Source organism: Streptomyces bohaiensis (assembly GCF_012033785.1).
Classification (GTDB): Bacteria; Actinomycetota; Actinomycetes; order Streptomycetales; family Streptomycetaceae; genus Streptomyces; species Streptomyces bohaiensis.
This window is the reverse complement of record NZ_JAAVJC010000334.1, coordinates 1-4,585: the sequence shown is the minus strand read 5'-3', so window position 1 is coordinate 4,585 and position 4,585 is coordinate 1. Positions and strand designations below refer to the sequence as shown.

Here is a 4,585-nt window from a genome sequence, read left to right as displayed (position 1 = left end):
CATCGACAGGATGTCGGGGGTGCCGACGCGGCCCGCGCCCGGGGGCGCCCCCGCCCCCACCAGCCGTGTCACGTCCGTCACGCCCCCGGCGGGTGGCCGGTGCCGCCCTTGCCGATTCCGCGTGCGCCCCCGATGATGCGAACAGGCCCCGCCGCGCGGCAGCGTCCCGCGAGCGGCGGCCTGAGGGGACCGGGGCTCCCACACCGGAAGGAAGGGGCGGACCGCTACCCGGAGGCAAGACGTCACGGAGACAGCGATGTCGCACCAGTCCGCGCCCGCGGTCGGCGAATCCGACCTTCCCAATCTCGACTTCCAGGGCACCACGCCCTACGAGGACTACGTCCAGGCGGACGTCCTCACCCACCTCCAGCACCTCCGCTCCGACGACCCGGGCGAGATGGTCTTCCTGGTGACCACCCAGGTCATGGAGTTGTGGTTCACGGTCATCGTCCATGAGTGGGAGACCGCCTCCGCCGCGCTGCGCGGCGACGACATCCCCGGCGCCCTGGTGGCGCTGCGCCGCTCCTGTTGGGAGCTGGAGGCGCTCAACGCCTCGTGGAAGCCGATAGCGCACCTCACGCCGGCGCAGTTCAACGCCTACCGCTCCGCGCTCGGCGAGGGCTCCGGCTTCCAGTCGGCGATGTACCGGCGCATGGAGTTCCTCCTCGGGGAGAAGTCGGCCTCGATGCTGGTGCCCCACCGGGGCGCCCCGCGCGTGCACGCCGAGCTGGAGAAGGCGCTGGCCGAGCCCAGCCTCTACGACGAGGCGCTGCGGCTGCTGCACCGCCGCGGCCTCGCCGTCCCGGCCGCCGTTCTCGACCGGGAACCGACCGCCCGCCACGAGCCCCACCCGGAGGTGGAAGCGGTCTGGGCGGAGGTCTACCGCGGTGACCAGGAGAGCGAGCTGGTCCGGCTCGGCGAGGGGCTGACCGAGGTCGGCGAGCTGGTGTGGCGCTGGCGCAACGACCATCTGGTCGCGACCCGGCGCGCCATGGGCTCCAAGGTCGGCACCGGCGGCTCCGCCGGGGTGGCCTGGCTGGAGAAGCGGGCCCGCAAGAACGTGTTCCCCGAACTCTGGACGGCCCGCAGCCATGTCTGAGACCACTCCCGGCGCCGCCTCGCCGACCACTCCCGGCCCCACCGCTCCGGCGGCGGCCCTCGCCGCGCGCGCCGCGGAGCTCGACGCCGCCGACCCGCTGGCCGACCGCCGGAAGGCGTTCGTCCTCGACGACACGGTCTACCTGGACGGCAACTCGCTCGGCGCCCTCCCCGCGGACGTCCCCGGCCGGCTGGCCGAGGTCGTCGCCCGTGAGTGGGGCGAACTGCGCATCCGCTCCTGGACGGAGTCCGGTTGGTGGACCGCGCCGGAGCGGGTCGGCGACCGGATCGCGCCGCTGGTCGGTGCCGCGCCCGGCCAGGTCGTCGTCGGCGACTCGACCAGCGTCAACATCTTCAAGGCGCTGGTCGCCGCCGTGCGGATCGCGGACGGCCGCGAGGCCGGCGGCGAGAGCCCGATCCGCGACGAGATCCTGGTGGACGAGGCGACGTTCCCCACCGACGGCTACATCGCCGCGTCCGCCGCCCGCATGACCGGCCGCACCGTACGGGCCGTCCCCATGGGGGAGTTGGCCCACCGCGTCGGACCGCGCACCGCGGTGGTGCTGGCCAACCACGTGGACTACCGCACCGGTGAGCTGCACGACCTCCCCGGCATCACGGCCGCCGCGCACCGCGCCGGGGCCCTCGCCGTCTGGGACCTCTGCCACAGCGCCGGCGCCCTGCCGGTGCGACTCGACGCCGACGGCGTGGACCTCGCCGTCGGCTGCGGGTACAAGTACCTCAACGGCGGCCCCGGCGCCCCGGCGTTCCTCTACGTCCGGTCCGACCACCAGGCCGCGTTCGACTCCCCGCTGCCCGGTTGGAACTCGCACGCCGAGCCGTTCGCGATGGCCGAGACCTACACCCCGGCCGACGGGGCGGTGCGCGGCCGCGTCGGCACCCCCGACATCCTGTCGATGCTGGCGCTGGAGACGGCGCTGGAGGTCTGGGACGGTGTCGACCTCGGCCAACTCCGCGAGAAGAGCCTGGCGTTGACCGACTTCTTCCTCGCGTGCGTGGCGGAGCTGGTGCCCGCGGGGCGTGTCGCCTCGCTGACTCCGGCCGAGCGGGACCGGCGCGGCAGCCAGGTGGCGCTGCGCTGCCCGGGGGCGGAGCAGGTGATGGGGGAGCTGATCCGCCGTGGCGTGGTCGGCGACTTCCGCCGTCCCGATGTGCTGCGGTTCGGCTTCACCCCGCTGTACACCTCCTTCGGCGACGCACTGCGCGCCGCCTCGGTGCTGGCGGAGGTGCTGGCGGAGACGCCCGGCGCCGGGGCCGGCGCGACGCCGGCCGGCGGCTGACCCGCCCGGCGGGGAGCGGACGAGCGACCGGGCCACCACCCCCGCGCACCAGCGGGGCGGTGGCCCGGCGCCGCGCCGCCCGGGCCCGGGCCCGCGCTCCGACCCACCGGATGTGGTGCCATGGGCAGGTGCGCCCGGCGCCCACGGCGGTGGGCGGCCCGGGGACGAGTCAACCGACAGACGAAAGGGGCGTCGTGTGAGCGGCACACCCACCGGCGGCGACAGCGGCGACGGGCCGCGGGGGGCGGTCGAGACCGGCCAGGACGCCGCGGAGATGCGGGAGTTGCTCCGGCTGACCGCGGTCGGGCCCGACCGCACCGAGCGCTACGGCGACCATCCGGACCAGCTTGTCGACCACTACGGAGAGGCCGGCGACGGCCCGCTGCTGGTGCTGCTGCACGGCGGGTTCTGGCGGAGCGCGTACGACCGCCGCCACCTCTCGCCGTTCGCCGCGGCGCTCGCGGGGCACGGCATGCGGGTCGCCCTCGTCGAGTACCGCCGGGGACGCGAGGTCGGCCACGCGGCGACCCTCGACGACATCCGCGAGGTGCTGACCCGGCTGCCCGGCCCGATGGTGGTCGCCGGGCATTCCGCGGGCGGCCACCTCGCGCTGTGGGCGGCGTCCCGGCTGCCCGACGCTCACCACCACACCGTCGCCGTGAGCGCCGTCACCGACCTCGCGGACGCGGTCGAGCGCGACCTCGGCGCCGGTGCCGTCCTGGAGTTCCTGGGCGAGCGGTGGCGCGAACTCCTGGGCGAGGTCGACCCGGTGACCATGCCGCCGCCGCACGGCCCGGTCACGCTGGTGCACGGCACCGCCGACGGCCAGGTGCCGATGGAGCAGGCCGTCGCCTACACGGACCGCCACCCCGCGCAGCTGCTGCGGCTGCCCGGGGTGGGGCACTACGCGCCGTTCCTCCCCGGGACCCCGGCGTTCACCACCCTGGCGCTGGCTCTCCGGAACCTGCTGGCGGAAGCCCGGGGTCCGGCTCGCTGAACTCCCCGCCGGCCGGGGGACCGAACAGGTCGCCCGGTACCGCCTCGGCGACGAACGGCTCCACCTGGCCGACGCCGACGCCGGCTCCGAAGCCCTCGTCGGTGTCGCCGCCGGTGATGTCGTTGAACTCATCGAAGGATTCGACCGGTTCACCGCCGCTGCCGGGCGGGTCGACCGTCGCGGCGGCCCCGCCCGTCCAGCGGGCCACGTCGAACCCCGGCAGGTCGGCGAGGGACGTCATCCCGTCCAGCGTCTCCAGCAACGACACCCCACCGAAGCGGGCCGCGTCACCGCCGCCCGGACCGGCGGGCGCGTGGTCGCCGCGCTCGCCCTCCGGGACGAACGGGTGGTACGGGAACTCCGGGTCGGCGCCGGTCTCTTCCGCGTCGCTCGCGCCCGCGCCGGTGTCGTTGCCGGCGTCGTCGGGAGCCGCCGCGCCGTCGCCCAACCGGGCGTAGGCGACGATGTTGGCGTCGTACCCGCCATCGGACGTCCAGCGTCCGCCGCAGGTGATCAGCCGCAGCTGGGCGTCGTCCGTCGCGCCGTAGACCCGGTCGTTCGGGAAGTCCTGCTTCGGGTACTGCTCGACCGCCTCGACGGTGAAGACCGCCGTCGTGCCGTCCTCCCGGTCCACCTCGATACGCCCGCCGGGCTCCAGCATCCCCAGCCCGGCGAAGGCGGCGGGGCCGGTCATGGTGTCCAGGTGCCCCACGATCAGCGAGGCGCCGTTCTCGCCGGGGCTGACACCGCCCGCGTACCAGGCGGCGCGCATCGCGTCCTCCTCGGCCGGGGTCGGCGGCCCGCCGTCCGGGTCCAGGTCGGCGCCGAAGACCTCGACGTCGATCCCGATGTGCGGCACCCGGATGCGGGTGGGCTCCGACCGGGCCAGCGTCTCGCCGGAGCCCTCGGCGCCGGCGTCCGGGGCGGGCGCCTGCGCCCCCGCGGACGCACGCGTCTCGTCCCCGTGCTTCTCACTGCCCGGCGCCATCGCGCCCACCAGCAGGCACAGCATCACGGAACCGACGACCGCCGCGCCCTCCATGCGGCGACTGCGCGGCGCCAGCCGCTGCGGCCGGGTGCGGTTGCGGTCCTGCTCCACGTCGTACGCGCCGCCCGCCGCCCATCGCGCGGCCGCGCGGCACTTCTGCCACGGGAACCGGCGCAGCTGCCGCACGCCCTGGGCCGGCAG

General features: G+C 75.7%; 4 protein-coding genes. 3 read left to right on the top strand and 1 reads right to left on the bottom strand.

Annotated features, from left to right (window positions below; translation table 11 throughout):
- Positions 1-256 precede the first annotated feature (256 nt).
- The 3 genes from HCN52_RS22035 (at position 257) to HCN52_RS22025 (ending at position 3,396) form a co-directional block, all read left to right on the top strand.
- The gene (locus HCN52_RS22035) at positions 257-1,099 is read left to right on the top strand and encodes a tryptophan 2,3-dioxygenase family protein (RefSeq protein WP_168090192.1); all 843 of its coding nucleotides are present in this window, start codon (positions 257-259) and stop codon (positions 1,097-1,099) included.
- Positions 1,092-2,399 carry a kynureninase gene (gene kynU, locus HCN52_RS22030; protein ID WP_168090191.1) on the top strand — a complete coding sequence of 436 codons (1,308 nt, stop codon included), beginning with the start codon at positions 1,092-1,094 and terminating at the stop codon, positions 2,397-2,399. Before HCN52_RS22035 ends, kynU begins: the two co-directional genes overlap by 8 nt.
- A gap of 196 nt (positions 2,400-2,595) precedes the next feature.
- Positions 2,596-3,396: an alpha/beta hydrolase family protein gene (locus HCN52_RS22025; protein WP_312876834.1), complete on the top strand. Its 801-nt coding sequence runs from the start codon at positions 2,596-2,598 to the stop codon at positions 3,394-3,396.
- Here HCN52_RS22025 and HCN52_RS22020 read toward each other — a convergent pair.
- Positions 3,335-4,585, bottom strand: a 1,251-nt coding sequence (locus HCN52_RS22020; protein ID WP_168090190.1) for a class F sortase, incomplete at its 5' end; no start/stop codon positions are given. The two genes, HCN52_RS22025 and HCN52_RS22020, sit on opposite strands and share 62 nt — an antisense overlap.

Bases quoted from the DNA above. Each gene is read 5' to 3' on its own strand.
- kynU (WP_168090191.1), top strand. From the start codon at position 1,092: ATGTCTGAGACCACTCCCGGCGCCGCCTCGCCGACCACTCCCGGCCCC.
- HCN52_RS22035 (WP_168090192.1), top strand. From the start codon at position 257: ATGTCGCACCAGTCCGCGCCCGCGGTCGGCGAATCCGACCTTCCCAAT.